Raw genomic sequence first — 20,367 nt, 5'->3', positions numbered from 1 at the left:
TTATTCGAAAGTAAGTCATCAATTAATACCTTCTTTTTATTATTGTATGATTTATTCAGGACTTACGAAAAACTCCAAGGTCGAGGCAAAAAATGTTTTTAATGAGGGAGTTTAGATAAACTAAATGACCGAATTAAAAACTTTTTTTAACAAAGAGATTGGGATTTTTCGTAAGTCCTGTTAGTATCTCCCAGCCAATGCAATTACACAAGAGCAGTAAAATAATACAGTCACGTTTTCCTGATGCAGTTTTTAGCTGGGGCCTCGCATCAATGAACGACTAAATACAGGTTGCTCTTCTTTATTTGCAGAATTTGCAGATGATGTAATTTCCCTAAGTCTTGTTTTGATACCAGATTGCTTTTCAATTAAATCTGATGCTATAGCTGGCGCACTAGCCATTTCAGCCACTGGTGTTTCAAATGGTTTTAATAACAGTTGAATCATAATTTCTTTATATGAACAGAAATCCTTAAAAGATTGCTCCGGATTAAAACTCCTTTTATTATCCAACTGTTTCAATAACTTAATGGTGGAAGCTATGGAATTAGAGCAAGCAGAGGGATTTTTTATTAAATAGGTATCAATATGAATTAAAAATCGCTGAACATCTTCTGAGAAACTTTCAAAACTTGGTTTTGAGTTTTTTGAATTATCCTCGAATAATTTATTGATTTGTGCGTTTAGAAAATCATAGGCCGCTTTGACCGACTCTTCATTGGTTTTATCATCTTTAAATGCGGAGCAGATATTATCTAAATACTCCAAAAATACCCTAAGATGATGTCGATTTGTCAAGGTCAACAAATCTTTCATATTCCAATAATTTTCTTTAAATCCTTGAATTTCTCCCAACAACTGTTTTTTGCTCATTTGATTTTTGTAAGCTTGTAAATCCGAAGCTTCGCTTTCTAGTTCAACTTTTCTTTTTAAAACTGGATTCGAATTATTGAGATATTCATTGTAATTCCTTTCAATGGCTAACTTTAAAGCCAAAACAGAACTGTATTGACTGTTCAAAATTGTATTTAACTTTGCCTCGATCGGATTTGGGCTAACTATTCGCCGGACTGTGGGTTCATCAGACCAATAGCTTGATGCTTTAAATTGATTTGCTTCATTAGTTGTAAACAAGAGAGATACCATATCCCTGGCAATTAAAATTTCCTGTGCCAAAAAGCGTTCCTCTTCTGCTTTCATTTCTCCGGCATCAATGATTTTTAATTGCTTACTCTTTTCGTTATATAAAATATTTTTGAAAGTTAAATCGCCATGGACAAAGCCTTTGTTATGCAGATTTTCCAAATCCGCTAAAAATGAAATGGCTAACTCCATTTTGTCTGAAAATGTCAATTTTTGAAGTGAGTCTATATCCTCAAGAAGTTCTTCCAAGGCATATCCCTCTTCTTTTTGCATAAAAAAACCTTGGTTTCCTCCTTGCAAATTGACTAATTCTGCAGTTGAATTGCCTGATAAAATCGAATAATTGACAGATTCTTGTTTTATTAGCTCCTCGGCATTGCTAAAGTTCTGATATAAAACCTTCAGTACATTCTCTTTAGGAAAAATTACCAATTCTTCATCCCATAAGTACATAGCATGATTACTCTGTATCACTACGCCTTTGGTTCCGCTCCCTATCTTTGGACCATTTAAAATTAAAAACTCAGTAATACCATCATGACGTTGATTTTTGTAAATATCATGACTTAAGAGGAATTCTATTTCATTTCCATCTTCATCGTTTAGCGTGTAAGGATGGTTGGCAAATAATGCGGACTGACTGGAACCAGACATTAAATATTGTTTAATTAACTGTTTTAGGATCACTTGATCTTCGGGGAAAGGTTGCTCCGCCAAATTTATGTGATAAGACATAATGCTCTCCTATAAGCCAATCAACCCTTATATTTGAACATATTGAAAGATATTAATACAATTAATTGTTTTGATATGTTTTATTAAACCTAGTTATATCTATTATTTTTCAATAAATTACTAATGATTCGACGCCTTGTTATAACCAACTATTTTTATTTTATAAATATCAATAGTGCTGTTAACCATTCCCGTTCATAAAACTGTTTATTTCTAACAAACGGTTTCCTTAACTATAATTCTATTAATAAAGAAAAAATATGGCTGAGCAATTCCAAAATGTAGTTTTTGGGCTTATTCAATCACCTTGAATAGGAATATAAAAATAAAAAAATTAATTTGGATTTAATTAAAAATGGATCTCAGAAAAATTAATCTCAATTTGTTATTGCATCTTGATACTTTGTTAAATGAACTCTCTGTATCCAGAGCGGCCGAGAAATCATTCATGAGCCAGACAGCAATGAGTCATATATTAAAACAATTGCGAGATGTATTCGATGATCCTTTGTTTATTAGAAAACCTCACGGACTTCAACCAACACAAAAAGCACTTGATCTGGCCCCCAAGATTAAAAAATTTTTAAATTACTCCAATGATATTTTTGAAGAAGATACTTTCGATCCAGGAAATGACAATTTATTTTTAAAGGCCGCTTCAGTGGGTACTGGGGAATATTTTATTTTACCAAAATTATGTGCTCATTTGGCTAAACATGCTCCAAAATTTGTATTAAAGATTTCTTCAATGTCAGAGTACTTGAGTCTGGAATATTTGTTAATGTCCGAATTAGACTTTGCAATAGCGCCTGGCTTTGTTGAAACCGGGAATAACATCATCAGAGAATTATTGTTTGAAGAGGAGGCCGTGTGCGTCATGCATAAATCTCATCCTCTGGCACATCAGGAATTAACTCAAGATATGTACTTGCAAGCTGAACACGTCGACATACAATTTAGTTATATGGGAAATGAAAATATACTCTATAAAGCATTACAAGGATATCATCAAAGAAGTATCAAAGTAATAGTGCCCAATATCATTGGCGCATTAGAGGTGGTTTACCATACGCATTTCATCACAACTATACCGAAAATCTTAGCTGTTGCTTTCAAAGACAGGTATCAAATTGAGCTACACCCTTTCCCTTTCCCTAAAAAGAAATTTTTAGTTAATTTTTACTATCACAAACGATTATCGAATCATAAACCGCTGCAATGGGTATTGGATATCATAAAAAAATATTGTTGCGTCAATCATGAAGCTTAGGCTAATTGATATTAAGGAGACAGCAGATTCTTCTCCCAACTGTTTTTTATAAAACAATATTCTATGACATCAGACAATTCATCAGTTCTATAAGTATAAAAAACCATGCGAGTGGGAATTATTCTGAAACCACAATAATATTCACTCATAGGCAATGACTTATCTTGAAACTGGGAAGTCAATATTTTTCTTTTATTTTCAATTAATTGCTTACTGGATATCACTTGTGATGAAGTAGGGGCATAACTATGAAATCTAATTTGTGCAAAAGGTGGATAGGAATCCCAGTATGTCTTATTTTCGTTTTCCGACAATGCCTTGGCTGAACCGTCAATCATGACTTCTCTTGCAAATAACTCAAACCAAAAAGTGAGAGATACCATAGGGTTATGGGTCATTTCGACAACTTTTCTGGTTCCTCGTTGGGTAAAAAATAATAAGCCTTGCTCATTGATTTCGCGAATGGCGATAACACGCCCATGGGGAATAGAGTTTTTGCCTGCTGTAGATAATATGGCATGCTGTGGATTAGGTGCTCCTTTTTCGAATTCTTCAGAAATCCATGTTGTTAAAAGGGTAATGGGATTGTTCCTGACCATAACTTGAATACCTATTGAAATATTTTCTGATCTTCATAATGATACTGATTAGCGATGTCTCATTACGGCGTTAAATATTGTGAGCCATAATTCACTTGCAGTCGATTGCTAACACGTCTTTTACAAAAAATCTTAACTATCATCATTGTGGAATTCGGGTTGTTGATAATCCCTGATTTGCTCGTTCAGCTCTTCTATTTGATCCAGAATTTTTAAAAATTTTTCTCCAAAAGGAGTCACAAAATATTCAACTCTGGGAGGTATCTCATGAAAAGTATTTCTGCCGAGAATCCCAAATTCAATATTCTTCCTCAGGCATTGGTTTAAAACTTTTGTTGAAAGTCCTTCAACGCTTCGCACCATTTCTCCTGGTCGATTGATTCCATTTCGTAAAAGAGAATAGATGGTCAAGGACCACTTACAACCATAGATAGCCTCTACCATTGATGCTGTCTTAATGGGAGCTTTTTTTTGTATTAATTTTTTTTCATCCATTTCAATAATTTGTACCATAAAGTACTTAGTGAACTGAAAAGTGCTTACTTTTTTTAATATTGTAGATCTTTCATACTGGATTGGACAGTGTTTTAATGAATCAGGAGAATCCATGTTCAATCAAGATTTAGCTATTATTATTGGCGGCTCTAGTGGTATGGGCCTTGAAACGGCAAAAAAGCTTTCAAGTCAAAATGTGGACCTGTTAATTACAGGAAAGAATAAACAAAAACTTGAAAATGCCGCAGCAGAAATACAAAATCTGAGGTCAAAATTAGATATTTTAGTTCTTGATCTTTATGACAAAGAACAGGTATTTCAATTTATGAGCAGCATAAATAATGAAATTAGAAGAATCAAATACCTTGTAAATGCTGCTGGTTATTTCAAACCCATCTCTTTTTTAGAACATGAGGAAGAAGATTACGATCGTCAGGTTAATCTTAATAAGGCGTTCTTTTTTATCACCCAGGCCATAGCAAAAAATATGAAAAAAAACGGAGGGGGTAGTATCGTCAATATCGGTTCCATGTGGGCGAATCAGGCGGTTAAGGCAACCCCCTCCTCTGCTTATTCCATGCAAAAAGCCGGACTTCATTCACTAACCCAACATTTAGCTATGGAGCTTGCTGAGCACAATATAAGAGTAAACGCCGTGGCACCGGCAGTGGTAGCCACTCCTATCTATAAATCATTTATTGATGAAGAGAGAATCGAGGAGTCGTTACAGGATTTTAATAAATTTCATCCTATCGGCAGAATCGGTAAGGCAACAGATATCGCTGATGCAATCGAATTTCTTTTGTCAGAAAAAGCAAGCTGGATTACAGGGGAGATTATGAATGTCGATGGAGGCGTAATGGCAGGAAGAAATTAATCAGCAAACCTTATCCAGATTTATGCCTGCGAGCATCAATAACAAGAGATTGATTTTTATGGATAACGTGAGTTATGGATAAGACAGCCATTATTTTGAATCGTTCGGGCTGAGGAGGCATTTATGCCGTCTCGAAGCCTTGTATGGAATTTAATGTTTCGTGCCAAGACTTCGAGACGATGCTTACGCATCTCCTCAGCCCGAACGAACCCTGGATATCGACTGCTTTTTTATAGAATCCTTATCCAGAGCCCACATTAGATAAATCTGAAACAAGGCATTAAAAATCAATCTTTTGCTATTGCTAGGCTTTTCATTGCTGCATGGAATAATTTGGCCATTTGCTTTTGGCAAACATTGATAACCATTACGGTCTAAAAATCTCTTGGGATCCTTGAGAAATTTCAAAAAATACTCCCAGATTTTTTCTCTCTTTTTCAAGAAAGTCCATGAATCCACTATATATTTTTTTATCACCAAACCAGGGATCGGTTACTTCAAACTGTCCATGGTGTTTCTTACCTAATAAGGTATGGAGTACCCCGGCTTTTATAATGATAAGAGTGGTTATCCCTTCAGGAAAATCTGCTTCACTTAAGGTAGCCAATGTCACTTTTTTTCTCATTGGTACTTCTTTCTTAAAAAGGGAATAGAGTGAAGTAATAACCATATCTTTTGAATATTTATTGCGTACAGCCTTTGATAGTTCTCTAATTTCGACACCGATGACATTCAAGTTGTACTTGCAAAAATAGGATGCAATCTTTTCGGGCGATGCCACTTTTCCGGGTTCTAACCAAATTTCTTTGTATATTTCCAATTCTTTGCCAGGCGTATAACTGCTGGGTTCAATAAGCCCCCTTTCAAGAAGTATTTTCATTATTGCTCTTGCAGTGCAAGAGTTTTCAAATTTTTGTGCATCCACCAAAGGTTCAATACCATCAAGTTTTGCTCTTAGTTTAGGATGATCTAATACAAAATTTGCGATTTCATTGGAAGTTACTATTAATTTTAAGAAACTTTTTTGATCAAGCATTTGAACGAAATCTTCTGTGGTAAGAAGCAATTTAATCGTATTAGAAGAGACATTTTTCATCTTTCCCAAAGTAATAATCCCTTCAATTGGCTTATCATGAGTGCTATGGATACTCTTAAATTGATTGACAAATTTCTCCAAACTGGCTTTGCTAATCGCCATGTCTGCATCTTCCCCAAAATTAAAATCAATACTTCGATAGATATTTTGACAGGATTCAATAGCGTTAAGCGTCAAATCCGGAAATTGCGCTGCTGTAATATTCAAAATCATAATAATACGCCTTCATATCTTAAAAACTCACACTAACTTGATTATAGGGCATTTTGTATAAAAATAGCCTAAAATAGCATCAAACTGATACAAATCTATCTTGTACTCGCCTATTCTGCTTCTGTTCATCTTTCATGAAATCCTGCTTAGCAAAACAATGAAGTAATGACTTAATATTCAATTAATAATCATAATGTAAAATTATGGGACTTTTAACCATCACTATTTGCTGCTATGAAAAAGAATTTTTTTTCTGCTCTTCCTGAAGAAACAATTATCAATACATTGAGTTTCTTAAAAGCGAACACCCTGGGTCGTGTAGCTCAGACATGTCAATTTTTTAATCGCCTGGCTAATGATAAACATCTGGAACTGCATCAACTCAGACAACAGCGTATAAAACAAGAGCTATGGGGAAATCTTATGGTAGCGGCAAGAAGCAATAACCTGGAAGAGGTCAAAAAGATTCTAAAAAAAGGAATCGATCCAAGCAAAACCAATAGCTACCACTTAAATAGAACGCCTTTACTAGCAGCTATCGAAGGAAGAGCTTATCAAACTGCCAATTACCTCTGGAGAAAATACACTTTTGATCCAAATTTTAAAGATAACTATGGTGATTCACCTATCTCTCTTCTTAAAAAACAACTAGCAAATCCAGCCTTCAAGGATAAGGAGAAAAAACAAATACGCGCCTTAATTAAGGAAATGCAAGAAGAAAAAACAACACAGAACAGGTGCCTTGTATGCTAAAGCTTTTAAATCAAACAGATCACGTTTGGTCTATGATAGATGTGATTTTTTTTCCAGCAAGAGTTTGCAGCAATAAACAAACTCATTAAATTGAGAGTCCTTTACAAAATATCCTGCTATATCCAAACCTGTTGTTGCCTGCTTATCCCGCATGTTACTTGATGTCGTGAAGATAACAACCTTAATGGAGTTATAGTGAATATGCGAACGCAATTCTCTGAGAAATTCTATACCATTCATTTTTGGCATCATGATATCAAGGACAATGATTTTAGGTTTGGATGCTTTGATCTTTCCAGAGAGTTGTTCGAGCGCTTCAACACCATCACGCGCTATATGAAAACAAACTGGAATACTCAATTTTGTCAACGCTCTTTGAATAGACATTAAATCGACTTCATCATCATCGACCAATAAAATATGGGTACACTCATCATTCTTAGCACGCATCGCCAATCTCCTTATCTTTTGGCCATAAAAAACGAAAGACGCTGCCTTTGTTTTTTTCTGATTCCACAGAAATTTTACCTCCTTGAAACTCGACTATTTTCTTAGCAATGCTTAGACCTACACCACTTGTTTCAAGTTTATCCCTTGGTTGTAGGGTCTGAAACAATTGAAAAATTCTGTCTTGATATTTTTTTTCTATTCCAGGGCCATCATCCGCTACAAAAAACTCATAAAACCGATCCTTTTCTTTTGTACCAATGATGATATGTCCATCTTTGCGGTGATGATGCCTGATGCTGTTATCGAGAAGTGCTGTAAAGACCTCTCTCAAAGGAAGCTCGCAAGTATTCAATACTGGCAGTGTATCTTCGAGTTGAAACGTGACAGTCTGCGGAGGATTCAATTTCTTTATGATATCAGTAATCAATCTATCGGTGTGAATTGTACGAACCTTATCAAAAACATATCCTGATTGAGCGTATTTAAGCAATCCATCGAGCAACTTTGACATTCGTGAAGCACGTTGACGCAAGAGCAGTAAATATTTTTTAGATTGTTCAGAAAGCATTTCACCCAGATCTTCTTCAATCCATGAGATCAAATGCTCCATAGCAGGCAGAGGCGCTTTTAAATCATGCGATGCGTGATAGACAAATTGATCCAGTTCATCTTCAGCTTTCTTCACCAAAATCAAATTAGCAACTCTGGCTTTAAATTCCTTGGCCGAGAATGGTTTTATCACATAATCCTGAGCCCCTTCTTCCAACATACGGGCAGTTAATTCATCGTCTGCTTTGGCAGTTAAAATAATAATTGGAGTTTTCAATAGCAGGGGGTGTTCTCTGATAGCACGCACCATTTCGACACCGCTCATATGAGGCATCATAATATCACTAACAATGAGATCTGGATGTAAAGCGAGCGATTTTTGCAACCCCTCCCGGCCATCAAAAGCACTTTCAGTACGATAAAAAGTGTTCAATATTTTACAAATAAAATGATTCATCTCCTGATTGTCTTCTACTACCAGGATCAGCGGTCTATTGTAATAATCTTCTTCAGCTGCCTCCTTAATTGGATTTACTTTATTTCTGAATTCAGCGAGACTCGTGCTTATTTCTTTTTCCCCTAATGATGGCTGGCTATAAGAAGAATAAACCTTTACATTTTGAGGTGCTTTTAATGGCAATTCAATTGTAAAAATGGCGCCACCGTTTTGAGCATTACTTGCCAGAATTGATCCCCCATGTAATTCAACGAAATCTTTTGCAATCGATAAACCCAAACCTGTTCCCCCTACCGTACGAGTTGTAGGTTCTTCAACCTGAAAAAAGCGCTCGAATATGGTTTCACAAAGATCAGGGGGAATACCTGGTCCATTATCTGCTATCTGAAGCTTGCATATTTCATGATTGATTTGCTCTAATCTAATCCAGACTTTCGCATTTTTGGGTGTAAATTTTATGGCATTTGATAAAATATTGATTAAAACATGCTGGATTTTGTCGGGATCTATTTGTGCTTGCAATTCATGAGGCAAATCCATTGAAAAAGTAAGCTTACGTTCAGGAATCTGAGCCTCAAACAATGCAATTGTCTGTTGAATTAATTTTACCAACTCAATATTGGCATAATGAAGAATCATTTTGCCAGCATCCAGCTTTGATATATTCAGCAAATCATTGACATGTTTCAGTAAAATTTGAGCATTATTTTGTATGCGCCTTAATGTGTTCTGAACAAATGAGGGAAGCTTTTTTTCAGCAAGCAACATTTCCAGAGGACCTAGTATCAGCATTAATGGGGTACGAAGTTCATGACTGACGTTAGCGAAAAATTGGGTTTTGATTTGATCAAGTCTAGCCAGATTTTTATTAACCTCTTCCAACTGCTTGTTTGCTTCCTGAATTTCCTGGGCACGCTGATAGATTTCAATCTCCATTTCCCCAGCCTTGGTACGCAGTTCCTCCATCAGCTTCAGCTGCACTGAACCGTTTTTTTTTAAATGGACAAATTCAGTAACATCCTCCACACGATGAATAATATATTCCACTTCCTGATCAGCCCCTAAAACCGGAGTATTAATAGGGCTCCAATAACGTTCTTCAAATCCCCCTCCTCGGTCTGCAGGTCTCTGAATATCATATTTTTGTATAGCCATTGTATCTGCTGATTTGTTTTTTAGAACCCTTAGTAGCGATGCATATAGGTTCTTAGCGCCTGTTGCCTTTGGATCGTTTGGATTATCAGGAAAAGCATCGAAGACATTTTTTCCCAAAATTTGTTTGCGACTCACCATTGTTGCCTGTAAGTAGGCATCACTGACTCCGACGATATTAAAATCCCTGTCCAATAAAAGGTATAAATCCGGCAGGGAATCAAATATGGATTTAAAATCAATATTTGATTTCGTATTTTCCCTTCGCACAGAGCATCCTCCTTCCTCTATGTAAGGCCTATTGACTATAAAGCATGACACAAGTCTTTGCGAGGCTGGCCATGAATCCAATGTGCAGTTTTCAACACAGGGTATGAATAGCCAATTAACCCTACTACTAATTATAATCGAGGATTTGAGACCTTACTAATTAGGAAAGCCTGGTTTCGATAATTGCTTGCAACCACCAACAAAAAGATGAGCCTCTTTCAGCCAGTACAACGCTTGCTTTAGTGGTTCGATCCCCTCTCAGCAATTTTTCTTCAATAGTCGCCCTATTGATTTAAGATCTTATCGTCAACAAAAACATAAAATAAATACAAAAAAACCATAATAAAATCAAAGTGTGCAAAGTTTATTTTAATCTACAATTAAATATAGGGTATCTATCAGTGAGGTTAATATGACAACTTCCAAGCTTGAAAAAACGGGTTTGCATGTTCATGAAAAAATCAAACATATGGTCAAGAGTTATGGAACGATGATAACCGGTATTCCTGCCGAAATATTAGGGCAAAATGAGGCAGAAATTTCGGTTGGATATGTAAAAAAAATGGGAAATATGAAAGAAAATATTGCTGAAGTAGTTCGAAAGTCTGAAATGACTCAACCCACAAACAGCTGCGGAAAAGCGAGCAATGAAGTGTGTGATTTACTTTTAGGAACAGAAGGAGCGAGCGAATTCGAAAAATCAAGCTATCAGGTGTTATCTGGGGATGGCAGTAATTTGAAAGGTTCTCTACCCAATAAAAATTTACTGGTCAGGGTTGAAATGGATCGATTTAATGCCCCTCAAAAATACCAAAAAATAAAAAGAGAGGAGTTTAATCCCGAGACCGTGGAAAAAAATAAAATTTATCTACTGGAAGATCAGCTTGTATATCTCGATATATTTGGAAAAATCATCGACCTTGGACAGACATCAGACACATGTCATAGACTATTTAATGCTATTACCACCCCTTTTTATCAAAATTATATTCTTTATGATGAGTATATTGATCCGGAAGAAAGTGCTGAGGAAGCAGCCATGTTTGAAATGGGTGAGATAGTTACAGCTAAAATGAAAAACATAGATTGTTGGACAGCAACCCATTCTTTTACTATATTTGTTCCTGAAGCAGAGAGTGAGGAGACACGCACATTGTATCCTTATCAAGCTTATTGGACCAGCCATACTTTGCAACAGTGGTTTTCCGGTGATAAAGATGAAAAATTATCACGCTTGGGTATTGATGGCTATATCGAAAAACTGGCTTTGTTAGGCACAACAACCGATAGCAAAATACGCTCCAGCATTTATGGAGAACTATTTTCTCCTCCAGGGAAAGAACATGTTTTTTGCACAGGGATGAACGAAAAATTCTCGCCATTACGAGTCAAATTTAAAGTCACTGAAGTCAATCCAGAAATAGCATTGCAAAATTTACAAGAAGTTCAAGAGTTTATTGATACGAATTATCCTGGCGAAAACGCGAAAGCTCAATGCGAACTTTATAAAACAAAAGCGCAAGAAGCGATGACTCAGCAACTTGAGATGCGACTTCTAACAGAGCCGACTCATCGAAAAGAATCAGTAACCCCCTATAAAGAAAAAAACACACAATCTTTCTTTAGCAAAAACTTAGATACAACCAGCAGAATAGATAAAATGATCTCATCAGTCATTACGATGGAAAACCTCAAGATTCTTGCAAAAGAAGCAGATACCCTCTCTGGAAAGGATCGTGAAAAGTTAGTGGAGTATTTTAAAACATTACCATCAGAGCAACTGGCAGAAATCAAGCCTGAATCAGAAACAGCTCAAAAAGCCTGGGATGAACAATACGGATTAGTTCTTCGTGATAAGTGATAAATCGAATCGGCTTTGTGTATTTGTCACTTGAACTGTTTATAATCAAATTATATTGACCTATAATATATCACTTTGATTGTACGTGGCATTAATATGACAAAAATAAAACTGGAATCGCTGGGTTTCATGGTACACAAAAAGTTGAAAAGCATGTCCCAAAGCTATGGAGTCATGATGACTGGTGTCCCTGCCGAGGTGTTAGGACAAATGCAGGCAGAGCGATCTATCCCCAGCATTAATAAAACAGGGAACCTTAAACAACAAATTGCAAAGGAGGTTTCAAAGGTATGTCATATGATGACTGAACCCACTCAGAGTTGTGGCCAAGCCAGTAATGATGTATGTGAATTGCTTTTAGGAAAAATTGAAGCGGAAAAATTCCATTTCACCAAATATGAAACATTATCAGCAGATGGAGACAATCTAAAAAATGTTTTGGAAAATACAGCTCCATCCAGCACTAACCTATTAATACGATTTGAAATTGACAGAGAAGACCCTCCCATTGTACTGGTCAAAACAAAAAACGAGAATTTCAATCCGGAAACCGCTGTGAGGAATAAAATTTACCTATTAGAAAATAAATTATATTTTCTTGACAAGATAGGTAATCTTTTTAACCTTGGACCAGGTAAAAAAAAATGTACGCAGTTATTCAACGCAATTGGAGACTCAGCAGAATATAGTCTTTGTGATCCTTTTGTTCTTGAAGAGCCTGAAAAACCTGAAGATTTTGCAATAAGTGAGATCGTCGATATCTTTAACGAACAAAAAGAGAGATTTGATTTTTGGATCGGGTCGCATTCTTTTACAATATATATCCCTCAAACGCTGGGTGAATCACCACGCCAATTCTATCCTTATCAAGCTTACTTTGGTTCACACACTTTACAGGATTGGTTTGTCAGCGATAAAGATGAATATCTGTCGCGAATTGGCATCGACAAGTATATTGAAAAATTAGCTGTACTAGGAAAAACAACAAACACGAAAGAACGCTCGGATATTTATGCAGAATTTTTTTCAAAGCGAGGCCGGGAAGCATTTTTTTGCGCCCATCTTAATGAAAAAAGACAACCATTACGAGTAAAGTTCAAAATAACTGAAATTAACCCTGAATTGGCATTAAAGAATTTACAGGAAACACAAGAATTTATTGATACCCATCCAGGAGAAAATCCATCAGATAAAGTAGAAAATTATAGAAATAGAGCGAAATTGGCAATGACTGAACACCTGGAGAGCCTATTAGACATCAAGCCTGAATCGAGCCCCTCTTTATTTTGGAAAAATGTCGATAAGAAAGAACAAGAAATGACGGACAGTAGCAGGTATAAAAAGGGACCAAGCTAGTCAATGAAACAATAAAAATCAATTAAATTATAAATTGTTCTAAAATTGTATTAATGGGTGTTTGAAAATAACGAAGGAGTTTGATTTATGATGAGTCGCGAAAAAACAGCTGGAACTTTTTTTAAAGATTACCAGAAAAAAAATGTAATGAGATTGTTACAAGACTCTCTCGAAAAAATTATCAACGAATGGCTGAAAACTGATGATGAAAGCCATACCAAACTGAAAAGTCTTCAAGAACTTTCAGAGATGGATATTAATGCTACCTCATTTGCTGAACACTCACCACTTCCTGATTTTGTTACGCGTCTCTGGCTGGATCCACATAAAGCGCTTGATGCCATGGACAAAAACATTTCAAAAAACGAAATCAGAAAGCTGATTAAAGAAACGGCGAGGGAAATAGAACTTGTCTTTACTCATCAAAAAGCACCCGACTACTCTTAATTGAAATGAGGATGGTGCTGGTATATTAATTATTCATTCATTTTGGCCATATCATTGGCCAAAATGATGTCTTATTGGATAAAAACATACACAGAAAAACAATTCGAAAATTGACTCATATCTAAAAACCCTTCTAATTCATTTGTTATGTTAAATTAAGTCTATGGAAGCGGGCCTCCAGAGGTTCGTTCTTTTCCACCACAAATTAATTTAAATATAAGGGGTTAAAAGATAATGTCATGCTATATTTTGGATTTAATCGAAACATTAAAAAATGATTTTGTAAAAAAAAATACCCCTACAAGATTTGACAGCGTCAAGTCTTATAGAGAATTATTGGAAAAATCAAAAATTAATCCCGCGATTGCAGAGTATATCACAGGCACTTCATCCGGGGTTATGTTGGTTAATTCCTATGAAAAGCTATTAGAACTCTCTAAAATTAACTGTGCTGTTGCTGATAATATGACACAAACTCAATTGGGTCTGGATTTAATTGATAGCTATGAAAAATTTGTGGAAATAACAAAGATAAATGCTAAAGTTGCTTTTAATTTTCGAATATTAAATTATCAAAGGTATACCAAGCTGGTCAACTCAAATAAACAATCTTCACAAACTGAATCTCTTTCAAACTTAAACACCGCAGAAAATTCCCAATTTTTTTTTAAGAAAAGCAGTTCTACCAAACAAGACAGAGCATCTATTACAGCAAGGCAGGCAAGAACAGTTCATGATACAGTTGAGTGTAATCTGGAGTAGAAAGAAGCTATCCAGGATACCCTCAGCGAGACTATAATGAATCAGAAACCATAACAGTAAGCCCTCAATAGCTATTTTAAAATTTAAAAAGGTGCATAATCCACCAATATGAAAAATCGACGTGATGAAAAAACAATGCTTGACCTCATCATCAAAGTAGCTGATGACGATGAGAGAATTAAAATTGTGATTATGAATGGCTCTCGAGCGAGCCCTTCAGCGAAAAAAGATATTTTTCAGGATTATGATATTGTGTATCTGGTAACAGAGGTAGAGTCATTTGTTCACGATAAAAACTGGATTCATCAATTTGGTGAATTACTTATCATGCAAACACCTGATGAAATGGATGGGCAATGGCCAAAATTTAAAGGTAAATATACTTATCTGATGCAATTTAAAGATTGGAACAGGATTGATTTAACCTTGTTACATATCAATCAACTGGAGACTATGCCCAGAGACAGTCAAAGTATTTTATTGCTTGATAAAGACAATTTGATTGTACCCTTTGTCGAACCTACTGATGAAGATTACTTGCCAAGCCCCCCTACAGAAAAAGATTTTGCTAACTGTTGTAATGAATTCCTATGGGTAAGCACTTACGCTGCCAAGGGGCTCTGGAGAAAACAACTTCTCTACGCAAAACACGTTTCAGAGCAGATAGTTAAAGAAGAGTTAATTAAAATGCTCATATGGCATATAGGAATCCGAACCAATTTTAGGCAACCGATGGGAAGTTACGGAAAATATATTGAAAACCACCTTGAACCAAAACTCTGGCAAGAATTTCTCAAGACCTATGTTGATGCTGATTATAAGAACATGTGGGCTTCATTATTCAAAATGTGTGAACTATTCAATGAGCTAGCGGCAAAAGTTTCAAGTTATTTTGGTTACTCATTTAATCAGAAAGAATTTGATAATGTGTTAGATTATTTGCATGATGTAAAAAACAATAAAATTCCACCTTAATTGAACAAATCCTCCTGGAATTAAAATAAATACTATTGAGATATCGATATTTATTTACTGGTTTTTAGTAAACGAATTGAGGTCACTCTAACAGGTGAGGTGGAAGAAATTTTAAAATATGAAGGAAATGCTATGCGTGTAACTCCAAACAATCGTAGTTTATCCGGCCGCAATAAACCACCAATCTTCTCAAAAATTTTATTCTCATATATGGCAGAACATCGCTGGAGTACAGCATTTTTTATTTTATTTGGCTTTTTTTGGGCATTTACCCTACCTTATATGTCCTACTTACTTGGGCAAATCATAGATGAAATAAAATTTCAAAATCCTGAACATGTTGACATCTTTAGCTTAGTCTTAATCTCATTAATTCTTTATGTTTCAATTCATGTTTTGCGAAGCTTGGGATATTACGTTCATGGTTTGTTTTCACTTATCAGTATTCCTGAAAAAAAGGCTAATCTGATTAAACAACTATTTAATCATTTGGGCAATCAATCCATTGGTTATTTTGAAGACAAGCACTCCGGGTATCTAACAAATAAAATTACCAATGCCAGCTCTAGCATAGAACCACTTATTTTTAATTTGTTTACGATTATTTATCCACAATCTTTAGCAATTATCCTGACGGGCATATTATTGTCTTTAGTCGTTCCATATTTTGGAATGGTTCTCTGGATCTGGGGAGCCACACTGATTATTTATTCATACCATTCCGCCAAAATTGGTAATGATAAAGCGATGCTCCTTGCGAATTCCAATAGTAAAGTCAACGGCCAAGTAGTCGATGTGGTCAATAATATCCACACAGTAATCTACAATGCTGAAATGGCTTTTGAACTTGATAGTCTGGATAAAGACATTCAGGATATGGTTCAAAATGATCGTAATTTGCAGCGTCACATGAGCAAAGTCATGCTGGTACAACATATTGCTATGAATATCCTCGTCGCTTTCTTTTTGATAGGGTCAGTGGTCGGGTATGATTACGGTTATGTCAGTATGGGAGATATCGTTTTTGTTATGACGTCAGTCACTGCTATTGCAGGCCTCACTAGTAGCCTTGGGAAATCCTTTCTCGATTTCGTTAATAATGCCGGACGTTTAAATGAAGGGCTGAGCTTGTTGGAAGATCAACATGTAATCGCAGATAACGCCAATGCTCAAATACATCAAATTAATAAAGGTGAGATTCAATTTCATGACATTTCATTTGCCTATCCCAATCAAAAACCAATTTTTCTAAATTTTAATTTGACAATTCCAGCAAAGCAGAAAATTGGAATTGTTGGTAGTTCAGGCGCTGGTAAAACAACTTTATTTAAGTTACTGATGCGATTATATAATGTAGAAAAAGGTGTTATTGCAATAGATGGCTTGCCAATAAATGCTTACACTAAAAAATCACTTTGTTCACAGATTGCAATAGTACCACAACATTTAACACTTTTTCATCGTAGCATTTACGATAATATCACCTACGGTTGCAATAATTTTGATAAATCAGATGTGATTTTAGCTGCAAAGAAAGCACACTGCCATGAGTTTATCTCTGAACTGCCACAACAGTATGACACTATTATTGGCGAGCAAGGTGTAAAATTATCAGGAGGACAAAGACAGCGTATTGCATTTGCTCGAGCTATTCTCAAAAATGCGCCTGTCTTGTTACTTGATGAAGCAACATCGGCCTTAGACTCCAGGACTGAACAGGTAATTCAAGATGGCTTACAAAATTTATTAACAGATAAAACCGCTCTGGTGATCGCACATCGTTTATCAACGCTCAAAGCAATGGATAGAATTATTGTTTTAGAAGATGGCAGGATCATCGAGAATGGAACACATACCGAATTATTGGAAAAAAGAGGAGCCTATTATAACTACTGGACACACCAATCAGAAGGTTTCATACAAGCATAAAGTAACATATCATCGTATCAATTCCTCCCGGCTTGTTTTTAAAATAGCAAGTCCTTACTGTCTCTTAATTCTCAAATTAGAAAAAACAAGAGTCTAATTTTAAACACTTAATATTTCCTTAAAACTATTATCCTATAATAAGGATACAAAGTGTGAATATTCGTATCCATTAGAATCAGTATTTGCATGTACAAACATCAGTTTGGGAGAAAGTAAAATGCCTAAATATGTAGAAGGGGTTGAATTAACTCAAGAAGGTATGCATGCTATTCTTGCACGTATGGGACATGGCGATATCACCAGCGGAAGCATTTATAATGGAGTACCGACTATTGACACAGAAGCCCTGAACAGGCAAGGCTTCATGCCCATTTTAACAGGAGTGGGCCCTAAAAGAGACTCTGGTCACTGGATCATGTTAATCAAAGGGCCTGGTAATCAATACTTTCTCTTTGACCCACTGGGTAAAACATCAGGCGAAGGCTATAAAAATACTTTATTAGCCCAATTACCCATAGCCTCTACTCTTTCTGTTATTCCCAATGACCCCGGATTAAACAGGGGACTCTGCGGCTATTGGGTCGCCTCTGTTGGATTAAAGGCACGTTCCGAACTCAATAAGGATAATCCTCCCAATTTAGAAACCCTGGGTCAAATCACCACGGATGCAATGAAGGATGAATTAACCGATAATGGTTATCCGAAAATTACCGGCTGGCTAAAAGCTGTCGCTGATAAATTTCCAGAAGGTGCTCCCCAACCTGATGCGAAAGCATTAAGACAAACCACTGAAAAAGATTTGCACATAGAGCTACCTTCTCCTGTTTCTCCCGTGAAAGACACAGCTCCAAAGGAAGTTTCTACAAAACCTACTGCACCACAAATAACCCTCAAACATTCCTTAGACAGTAAGTTATTAGAGAGCGATGATGATGTTCTCGAAACCATAAAGTATGTACATAAAGAGTATTTAGGAAAACCATATCCTGGCCCATTAAAAAATCCAAAAGCACCGGAAGAAGGACGACTTCCTCCAAATGAAGGGCCCGATCGAGGACCTCATGGTCTTGCTCATACGGTACGAACAATGGCTTGTGCCGAGGTGATGATAGAAGAAGCACGTAAAGCCAAACTGAGAGGAGAAACATTAGGTAAAGCAAAAAATGGTCAGACTTTAGCTGATGTAACACCAGAAGAACTGAAAAAAATTCTCATCGCACAAGCTTTTTTTGTGGTAGGAAGAGATGATGAACGTTCAGGCTATGATGACGTACACAAGAGAAATTTTTACGCGGAATATCATGAGCAAAGTGAGCAAGCGTTCAGGAAATACGTTGAAGATAACAAGCTCATCGGTAAAATATTTAAAGATCAAAAAGAAGTCGATTTCTATGCCGCGATTATTCTGGACAAAAAACATGATTGGGATGCCACCCCGGCACATATCCTGATAAACCAAGGCCATATGGTAGACTTAATGAGAACTAAAGCACCTGCCGAAGTCGCATTGGAACGTACCTACAATACGCTTAAATATACTTTAGGTTCGCAAGGTGCTGAAGTCGTCCTCAAGGCCCATCGAGATTTTTTCTTTGCCACTGGCGCCGTTGTTCCTCTAGTAAACCCTGAAGCAATCGATGACCCCAGCAGAGGTGGACCTTATGAAAATCCCTTTAATGGCGAGAAATACGTTATTGTAGAGGGTAAGGAACCAAAATCTACAAAAGACTTACCAAAACCTGTGGGTCGCAACTATCAACTGAAAGATAATGAACGATTCCTAACCATAAAGGAGTACTACGCTTTTCCTGATGTGCAGCAAACCTACCCTGGTTACAAAACACGTTTGGAAGCAAGCTCTTACTATTTCCCAACACCATTTGCAGGAGAATGTGAACAAAACCCTGCAAAATGCCTGGGGGCTATCCAAAAAGCCCGATCAAAACTACAAACGGATGCCATTAAAAATGGCTTTCAATCCAGTTCTGATAAAGCGAGAAGACCACCCAATATGGATGAAATTGCGGCTGCCCGCATCATTCAGCAAATCATGTCTAATCCTGATTGCATTATTGACGATCATGTGCGTATCAATGGCCAAGAACTTAATGAAAAATTCTTCCGTGACTTGCTGGCGAAATGCGATATGGCTGTTGTAGGTTCACTGCTCAACGACACCGACATCAAGAATATCGATACTTTAATGCGACATGAGAAAGACACTGAGTTTCACTCTACTGATCCCAAAGCAGTTCCAGTGAAAATTGGAGACGCTTGGGAAAATAGAATAAGAACAAAAGGTGGCGATGTCACTCAAATGAAGCATGATTTAATTTTCCTCATGCAAAATGACGCCTGGTATTTTAGCCGAGTCAACGCCATCGCACAAAACCGGGATAAAGGCTCCACTTTCAAAGAGGTACTCTTTACCACCTTAATGACGCCATTGACTAATAAATCATTAATGGATACATCTCACGTCCCCGCTCCGAAAAAACTGTATCGTGGATTAAATCTGCCACAAGAATTTACCAATAAATTAATCAATCAAGCCAATACGATTATTGCCAATACAGAAAATACGCTGTTTACTGATCTTTCTACTGAAACCTTCAAACAAATCAAGTTAAATGACTTCAGCCAAATGTCTGGCAGAACCTGTGCCAGTACAACCAAAAATATGAAACTTTTAACCGATATATGGGGCTCCAATGTCATTTTTGAAATGCTTGACCCGGATGGTTTACTACATCCAAAACAAGTAGGAACTCATATGGCTGGGTCAGAAGATGAATTTTCCGTTTATTTACCAGAAGATGTTGCTTTAGTACCAACCAAGGTAACTCTTGAAGGAAAAACAGACACAGGAGAAGATCGGTATATCTTTACACTGGTTGCTGTAAAAAGTCCTGACTTTATACCACGACATGAAAGTGGCTATGCGGTTGAGCCCTTCATGAAAATGCAAAAAGAGAAAG

16 protein-coding genes are annotated in these 20,367 nt (G+C 36.4%); 10 read left to right on the top strand and 6 right to left on the bottom strand.

Translation table 11 applies throughout. The features are described from left to right. Window positions 1–252: 252 nt before the first annotated feature. Window positions 253–1,878, bottom strand: coding sequence for a serine/threonine protein kinase (locus CC34_RS0108950; protein WP_027228546.1), 1,626 nt, complete (start codon window positions 1,876–1,878; stop codon window positions 253–255). A 355-nt stretch (window positions 1,879–2,233) separates the two neighbouring features. Between CC34_RS0108950 and CC34_RS0108945 the strand changes: the two genes are divergently transcribed. Next, window positions 2,234–3,148: a LysR family transcriptional regulator gene (locus tag CC34_RS0108945; protein ID WP_027228545.1), complete on the top strand. Its 915-nt coding sequence runs from the start codon at window positions 2,234–2,236 to the stop codon at window positions 3,146–3,148. A gap of 11 nt (window positions 3,149–3,159) precedes the next feature. Here CC34_RS0108945 and CC34_RS0108940 read toward each other — a convergent pair whose 3' ends face one another. Next, entirely contained in the window at window positions 3,160–3,747 is a 588-nt protein-coding gene (locus CC34_RS0108940; RefSeq protein WP_027228544.1) for a pyridoxine/pyridoxamine 5'-phosphate oxidase, read from the bottom strand. Window positions 3,748–3,879: 132 nt separating this feature from the next. Beyond that, window positions 3,880–4,260, bottom strand: a complete 381-nt coding sequence (locus CC34_RS0108935; protein WP_027228543.1) for a winged helix-turn-helix transcriptional regulator — start codon at window positions 4,258–4,260, stop codon at window positions 3,880–3,882. Window positions 4,261–4,354: 94 nt separating this feature from the next. Between CC34_RS0108935 and CC34_RS0108930 the strand changes: the two genes are divergently transcribed. Continuing rightward, on the top strand, window positions 4,355–5,119 hold the full coding sequence (locus CC34_RS0108930; protein WP_027228542.1) for an SDR family NAD(P)-dependent oxidoreductase: 765 nt from the start codon (window positions 4,355–4,357) through the stop codon (window positions 5,117–5,119). 367 nt (window positions 5,120–5,486) lie between these two features. On the opposite strand, the gene CC34_RS0108920 is transcribed toward CC34_RS0108930, so the two are convergent. Further along, window positions 5,487–6,428 (bottom strand): hypothetical protein, encoded by a 942-nt coding sequence (locus tag CC34_RS0108920; RefSeq protein ID WP_028377874.1) that lies wholly within the window; start codon window positions 6,426–6,428, stop codon window positions 5,487–5,489. A 234-nt stretch (window positions 6,429–6,662) separates the two neighbouring features. Here CC34_RS0108920 and CC34_RS0108915 point away from each other — a divergent pair, with 234 nt between their 5' ends. After that, window positions 6,663–7,181, top strand: coding sequence for an F-box-like domain-containing protein (locus CC34_RS0108915; protein WP_027228540.1), 519 nt, complete (start codon window positions 6,663–6,665; stop codon window positions 7,179–7,181). Between the two features lie 30 nt (window positions 7,182–7,211). Here CC34_RS0108915 and CC34_RS0108910 read toward each other — a convergent pair whose 3' ends face one another. Together CC34_RS0108910 and CC34_RS0108905 are read right to left on the bottom strand one after the other, a co-directional pair. Beyond that, window positions 7,212–7,631, bottom strand: coding sequence for a response regulator (locus CC34_RS0108910; protein WP_028377873.1), 420 nt, complete (start codon window positions 7,629–7,631; stop codon window positions 7,212–7,214). Next, a complete protein-coding gene (locus CC34_RS0108905; protein ID WP_028377872.1) occupies window positions 7,621–10,059 on the bottom strand; it encodes a hybrid sensor histidine kinase/response regulator in 2,439 nt (812 codons plus the stop codon). The genes CC34_RS0108910 and CC34_RS0108905 overlap by 11 nt, the downstream gene beginning before the upstream one ends. 412 nt (window positions 10,060–10,471) lie before the next feature. Between CC34_RS0108905 and mavC the strand changes: the two genes are divergently transcribed. From mavC to CC34_RS0108870, 7 genes are all read left to right on the top strand, one after another. Then, window positions 10,472–11,920, top strand: a complete 1,449-nt coding sequence (mavC, locus tag CC34_RS0108900) for a Dot/Icm T4SS effector MavC (RefSeq protein ID WP_027228537.1) — start codon at window positions 10,472–10,474, stop codon at window positions 11,918–11,920. 75 nt (window positions 11,921–11,995) lie between these two features. Further along, entirely contained in the window at window positions 11,996–13,276 is a 1,281-nt protein-coding gene (locus CC34_RS0108895; RefSeq protein ID WP_080272274.1) for a lpg2148 family Dot/Icm T4SS effector, read from the top strand. An 87-nt stretch (window positions 13,277–13,363) separates the two neighbouring features. Then, window positions 13,364–13,723: a lpg2149 family Dot/Icm T4SS effector gene (locus tag CC34_RS0108890; RefSeq protein ID WP_027228535.1), complete on the top strand. Its 360-nt coding sequence runs from the start codon at window positions 13,364–13,366 to the stop codon at window positions 13,721–13,723. A 234-nt stretch (window positions 13,724–13,957) separates the two neighbouring features. After that, a complete protein-coding gene (locus CC34_RS01000000116295) occupies window positions 13,958–14,485 on the top strand; it encodes a hypothetical protein (RefSeq protein WP_050598213.1) in 528 nt (175 codons plus the stop codon). Window positions 14,486–14,593: 108 nt separating this feature from the next. After that, window positions 14,594–15,460, top strand: a complete 867-nt coding sequence (locus CC34_RS0108880) for an aminoglycoside 6-adenylyltransferase (protein WP_027228534.1) — start codon at window positions 14,594–14,596, stop codon at window positions 15,458–15,460. 132 nt (window positions 15,461–15,592) lie between these two features. Then, complete coding sequence (locus tag CC34_RS0108875) at window positions 15,593–17,389, top strand: ABC transporter ATP-binding protein (protein WP_027228533.1); 1,797 nt, start codon at window positions 15,593–15,595, stop codon at window positions 17,387–17,389. A gap of 217 nt (window positions 17,390–17,606) precedes the next feature. Beyond that, the coding region (locus CC34_RS0108870) for a SidE phosphodiesterase domain-containing protein (protein WP_028379427.1) at window positions 17,607–20,367 on the top strand (2,761 nt) is incomplete at its 3' end.

The sequence above is a fragment of the Legionella pneumophila subsp. fraseri genome, assembly GCF_000586315.1.
GTDB classification, from domain to species: Bacteria; Pseudomonadota; Gammaproteobacteria; order Legionellales; family Legionellaceae; genus Legionella; species Legionella pneumophila_B.
The sequence above is the reverse complement of the archived record's forward strand: the minus strand, read 5'-3'. Positions and strand labels throughout refer to the sequence as shown.

Coding starts and splice junctions, on each gene's coding strand:
- CC34_RS0108945 (WP_027228545.1), top strand. CDS start 2,234: ATGGATCTCAGAAAAATTAATCTCAATTTGTTATTGCATCTTGATACT.
- CC34_RS0108930 (WP_027228542.1), top strand. CDS start 4,355: ATGTTCAATCAAGATTTAGCTATTATTATTGGCGGCTCTAGTGGTATG.
- CC34_RS0108920 (WP_028377874.1), bottom strand. CDS start 6,428: ATGATTTTGAATATTACAGCAGCGCAATTTCCGGATTTGACGCTTAAC.
- CC34_RS0108890 (WP_027228535.1), top strand. CDS start 13,364: ATGATGAGTCGCGAAAAAACAGCTGGAACTTTTTTTAAAGATTACCAG.
- CC34_RS0108880 (WP_027228534.1), top strand. CDS start 14,594: ATGAAAAATCGACGTGATGAAAAAACAATGCTTGACCTCATCATCAAA.
- CC34_RS0108935 (WP_027228543.1), bottom strand. CDS start 4,260: ATGGTACAAATTATTGAAATGGATGAAAAAAAATTAATACAAAAAAAA.
- CC34_RS01000000116295 (WP_050598213.1), top strand. CDS start 13,958: ATGTCATGCTATATTTTGGATTTAATCGAAACATTAAAAAATGATTTT.
- CC34_RS0108915 (WP_027228540.1), top strand. CDS start 6,663: ATGAAAAAGAATTTTTTTTCTGCTCTTCCTGAAGAAACAATTATCAAT.
- CC34_RS0108875 (WP_027228533.1), top strand. CDS start 15,593: ATGCGTGTAACTCCAAACAATCGTAGTTTATCCGGCCGCAATAAACCA.
- CC34_RS0108910 (WP_028377873.1), bottom strand. CDS start 7,631: ATGCGTGCTAAGAATGATGAGTGTACCCATATTTTATTGGTCGATGAT.
- mavC (WP_027228537.1), top strand. CDS start 10,472: ATGACAACTTCCAAGCTTGAAAAAACGGGTTTGCATGTTCATGAAAAA.
- CC34_RS0108940 (WP_027228544.1), bottom strand. CDS start 3,747: ATGGTCAGGAACAATCCCATTACCCTTTTAACAACATGGATTTCTGAA.
- CC34_RS0108950 (WP_027228546.1), bottom strand. CDS start 1,878: ATGTCTTATCACATAAATTTGGCGGAGCAACCTTTCCCCGAAGATCAA.